Source organism: Pseudomonas sp. NFPP02, assembly GCF_900119355.1.
Taxonomy (GTDB): domain Bacteria; phylum Pseudomonadota; class Gammaproteobacteria; order Pseudomonadales; family Pseudomonadaceae; genus Aquipseudomonas; species Aquipseudomonas paracarnis.
Genome location: NZ_FPJI01000028.1, coordinates 1 through 4,597, shown reverse-complemented (window position 1 = coordinate 4,597; position 4,597 = coordinate 1). Strand labels below are relative to the sequence as shown.

5 protein-coding genes are annotated in these 4,597 nt (G+C 53.0%); all 5 read right to left on the bottom strand.

Annotated elements, in window-relative coordinates:
- A partial coding sequence (locus BT204_RS26845; RefSeq protein WP_239695928.1) for a phage baseplate assembly protein V occupies nucleotides 1-462 on the bottom strand: 462 nt, incomplete at its 3' end.
- 41 nt (nucleotides 463-503) lie between these two features.
- Nucleotides 504-2,738 carry a T6SS phospholipase effector Tle1-like catalytic domain-containing protein gene (locus BT204_RS26840; RefSeq protein ID WP_139271560.1) on the bottom strand — a complete coding sequence of 745 codons (2,235 nt, stop codon included), beginning with the start codon at nucleotides 2,736-2,738 and terminating at the stop codon, nucleotides 504-506.
- Nucleotides 2,714-3,235, bottom strand: a complete 522-nt coding sequence (locus BT204_RS26835; protein ID WP_054921278.1) for a DUF3304 domain-containing protein — start codon at nucleotides 3,233-3,235, stop codon at nucleotides 2,714-2,716. The genes BT204_RS26840 and BT204_RS26835 overlap by 25 nt, the downstream gene beginning before the upstream one ends.
- A gap of 21 nt (nucleotides 3,236-3,256) precedes the next feature.
- Entirely contained in the window at nucleotides 3,257-4,096 is an 840-nt protein-coding gene (locus BT204_RS26830) for a DUF4123 domain-containing protein (protein WP_054921276.1), read from the bottom strand.
- 11 nt (nucleotides 4,097-4,107) lie between these two features.
- On the bottom strand, nucleotides 4,108-4,597 hold a 490-nt coding region (locus tag BT204_RS26825), incomplete at its 5' end, for a DUF2345 domain-containing protein (protein WP_139271559.1).

Below are 4,597 nucleotides of genomic sequence, written 5' to 3'. Positions count from 1 at the left end.
GGCCAGATTGGCTTCGGCGCTGGGATGCTCATCGGTGGCCTTTGCATAGACCGACAGATTGCTTTCGCCTGGGGCGCCGCCCGGGGTGGGCGCAACGCCGCCTTCACCGCGACCGTTATACAGCGCCTTGGAGATGATCGGCCGGTCGATGTCGCCATTGACGAAATGCACCAGCACTTCCTGACCAATGCGTGGAAGGAGCTGCGCACCGAAGCCCTTGCCAGCGAACGCTTGACCGACCCGAACCCAGCAAGCGCCGCGGTCGTTTTCGGCCTGCCAATGAAAGCGCACCCGGACGCGACCCAGTGCATCACAGTGCAGTGGCCCACCGCTGCCGGGCGTGGTTTCACCCTCGGGGCCAACGACCAGCGCGGTCTGTGGGCCGTGAGCGGTCGGACGTGGATTCAGGCGTTGGCCTGTACCGTCTTCGAGGGTAGGGCGCCAACGTTGGGTGTGCAGCACTGTTTGATCTGGATTTTTTGAGCTCATCCTTAGCGGATCAGTTAACGCCACGGTTGTCTGTTTATAATCCGCTTTACCGTTTTTCCAGCTTCCTCCATCACAGTATCAGCTACCTCTTGGGCCGTATCCGCCGCCGCGTTGGTCACGCGTTTGCGAGCGCCATCAATAACTTCGTTTGTGGCATTTTTCGCTTTGTTCCAAGCCCGCTGGGCCTTCTCAACCAGCGTATCCTCAGGCGAGTAGTGAGTCCGCCAGCGTAGGTATCCCCATATGGAGCTAGTTTCTCGTCCGTCTGGTTCAACGGGTAGGCTACCGTCCTTGAGATAACGATCAAGGTCGATCCGGTCCAATCCCCACACAGGTGAGGGAGCGACATCGCCGTAACCACCTTCATCGTAGGGCGCGTACCGCTTAATGGCCGCTTTGGCGTCGCGCTCGAATTCGGTTTGATACTGTCGGTAGGTGGCCTCCTGCTGCATAAGCTTTTTCATGCGAATAGTTTGATTGTGCTTCCACACATCTTCGTTTGTAGCGCCAAAAGGTTTGAACCATGCTCTCGAATCATGCACGTAGTCGTCGAACAGGCGGATGATCTCCGGCTTAAGTGCCTTTTCGTATTCCCAGAAAGGTTTTACTTCGCGCCATTGCCGGACTTTCTCACCCCATATCGCTCGTTCTATTTCACTAGAAAGCGCGCTGGCAGGCATCGATTGCAATAGAGTCCGTGCCATCCAACCATCAGAGTAAACAAGATCATTTTCCCGCTCGCTTAAAACCACCACTTCCCGGCGTAGCTCATCATTGGCCCGCCGCAAGTCTTCAGCGTCTTGTGGGCTGTTGATTTTCGCCCGCGAAAAAAATGGTTGTTGCTCCAAGGCGTTGGAGTTGTTAGCGGCGCGAAGACGACGCCAGCGTAGGTAGAGTCCGTATTGAATATTGGCAGCCTGGGTTGTACTAGCGTTGCTGGGTGTCATGGCATTGACGATAGCAACGTAATCATTGAAGGATTGACGAAGTGCTGGACTGATTGTGAATGCATTTTTTATCTCAGGAGCAAGACGTGGGTTGCTCGCATTGAGTGGGACACCTGCTGCCACTGCGCTGCGATACATTTTTGCAAGCGGCACTTGAGACAGTTTGCTGCCATCGTCAGGTGCATCATTGGTGCTGCATCCGCGGCCTTGATCACCGGGTGGATAACCTCCTCCAATATCCGAATGCACACCGGGATATACCAACTCAATACAGTTAGGATGATCGCCCACTATATCTAGCGGAAAGGAACCACGAACTTCGTGGCCTGAAACAAGGTGAACAACCTTTTTGATTTCATTGGGCACGCGTAGAAAACGTTCCTGTCCCCAACCACCATGCCCTTCAAATAGCAGGGCACTTTGCGCAAGCCCTACCGAAGCTACAGTGTCAAAAATACCCAAAAAGTCAATATTGACCGGTACTCCTGCCAACGTTCTATTTTTGTCCAGTGCATCGGACAACCAATTGCAAAATACGCGAGCTTCTGCTGCGCCTCGGGAGAACCCGAACACTGAGAGGCGAATGCTGACTAGCTTTGGTTTATCGCTGGCGATCCGGCTTGCTAGTTTTTGGGTGAGTTCATCGTGCCTGGCTTGTAAGAGCTCACGCCGTTGTCTGTGTCGCGGCTCGATATAGGCAGTGTCAATAATATTACCGATGGTGCCAAGCGTGCCGGCGTTATTCAGTTGCTCGACCTCGGTGGTACCGGCACCTTTCAGAGCTGTCTGAGGGAGATTTATGTCGGTGGAGATCTTTTTAACCAAGTCGACATCTTGGATGTTACTGGCGTCGCTCAAGGTGGTTTTTTCGAAATATCGATACAGTTGATTTGAAAGCTGTAGCAACGCCCAATTTATTCTGGCCTCTCCACCCCAGCCGGCTGCTAGCCCTGCTCGTGCATGGTAACCTCGCCCTGTATCGCCTGTTTCTTTTGGGAAGGGGGTGCCAACGCCTGGAACATAGATTTTCACAGTGTTAGATGTTTCTTCGAATACGTCGAATAGTCGAGCAACGTTGCTGTGAGCCTGTTTTGGAGTATCTCGCTCTTTATTGTTGTTGGTTCCGTCGAAGAAAAAACCGAGATGCAACGAGGTACAGCACTCCATGTTATTGCTGATGTCTTGATTTGATAAAAACTGTGCTTGCTCGTCCTGCAACAACGCGCTCGGGTTTTCGCCTAGTTTTTCTAGCTGCATATTCAAATCCCTCAGCAGACTCAATCGAAGAATTTTGCTTTGCAAACAGGGGCTGCTTTACAAAGTATGTCTGGACGCTGCAGACCTTCCGGGAACTCCGGGTGTCCAGGACTAAAGCTGGTAGGAAATGCTTTGATTTTCTGATCCGGGAAAAAGGCCACATATAAAATGCTGGGGGAGTTGCCCGTGTAGGGAGCAACTGGGACCATGGCGCTATACAACGCTTCTTGATCTTTCTGATAAAGCGCGTCATCTCGCCAGTCGACCCTTACAGTTAGTCCTGGGCGCCACTTTCTCGGTAAACTCGCGCTGCCTGCAAAAGAGTTGCCTCCACCATGAATCAGCATCCCGCCGGCCCAACTGTCATTGACATACACCACACCGAGAGGTTGATCCGTGTAGTTGAGGATAGAAACAGACAGGCCGATTTCTGAATCTTGCGTTGAAGGCTTTGGCTTGAACACGACGAACGCCAGTACAGCGAACAACAGCGCGGCAGCAGTGATCGACCACCGCCATAGCCTAGAATTTTCTTTCATCATTGAATTATCACCGTCCTATTCTTAAGCTTGCGAAAGCAAACCATTGCGGCAAAGCGACTCAAGCATCTGGCGAAACACAACAGCGTCATGTACTTGCTCTGAGTCGTGACTGTCTAAAATTTCCTGAATACATCTGTGTGCGGCTGAAGGACGGCCTGACAGTCGCCCAAATATCTCTGCGTTTTTTCGCAGACAGAACAGCAAGCCATCGGCACGCGCACCGTTGGCCATCAGTTGTATCTGTCGGCTATCGAATTGATAAGGTTTGATTGTCGGGCTGTAATCACCTACTGCTCTGCTTCCTTGGATGTGGCGGAGCTCTCCGTCTCGACGCCAATACCACCATTGCAGGCCGTCGAATAGCAGTCGTTCACGTTGTGGTTGGGTCAGTGTTTTCAGTAATAGGTCCAGTGCACGCGTGTCGGCAAGGCGAAGTAAAAAACCTCTGCCTTGATTGTCTTTTGCTTCCAGTTGACTGTGCAGATGTTCGAGTAGTGACATCTTCTCGGCTGACAGGAAGCTGAGCATCGGTTTTCCGTTGCTGGCACGCATCAGGTAGGTGATGAGTTCAAGGCGCTCCTGCGGAATGTCCGGTATTTCTACCAAGCAGGGACTCAAGGCAGCCAGGCCAGTTCCTGTGTACAGCTCCTTGAACAAAGACTGTTGAGCCAAGTGCGGGAAACGATGCTTTAGCCCGGCACTCAAAGTAGTGTCGAACGCTCGATCGATGAGCGCGTACACATTACTGGTTGGTAAGGCGGTGATTAATATTTGCAGTGCCCCTGTAGGGTAGGGGTCTATCCAATGCAAAAAGCTGCTTGAACGCGTAGTAGATGTTTGGATCGGGTCAGGTAATGACATGCTCAACTCGATTATGCGTTTTTGTTAGCGAGTGGGGTTCCGGTTTCCATTGCCTTAAGCAGGCATTCCACGCAGATGCCCTGCGGAAACTGCGGCAGCGGGAAGAATTTTTCCTGCGGTCCGTTAAAGCGCTTTTTGCTGGCATACACCTTGATCGTCCCCGGACAGGCAAACGTAATGTTGCCGCCTTCCATCGTCAGGCTGGCGCCCCCATCCACCGCTAGATGGAGTGTTGTCCCCGCCGCCATTTCCGCCTCCGCATCGATCGAGATGATCTTCAACTCGTCTTGAGCGCTAAGGTTGATATCACCTCGCTGCGCCTGCACATCCACAGGCCCGGCGCTGGCGATCATTGCCAACCCAATACCCTCGGCCTTTTGCGCGCCGGCAAGGTAGCCGATGGCCTGGCCGCTATGCATGCGCAAACTGCCTCCTGTCGCCATGTGGGTGTCGTAACCGCTACCGAGGGTGAGGGTCTCTCCGGCAGTCCATTGCAGTGAC

Bases quoted from the DNA above. Each gene is read 5' to 3' on its own strand.
- BT204_RS26830 (WP_054921276.1), bottom strand. From the start codon at position 4,096: ATGTCATTACCTGACCCGATCCAAACATCTACTACGCGTTCAAGCAGC.
- BT204_RS26835 (WP_054921278.1), bottom strand. From the start codon at position 3,235: ATGATGAAAGAAAATTCTAGGCTATGGCGGTGGTCGATCACTGCTGCC.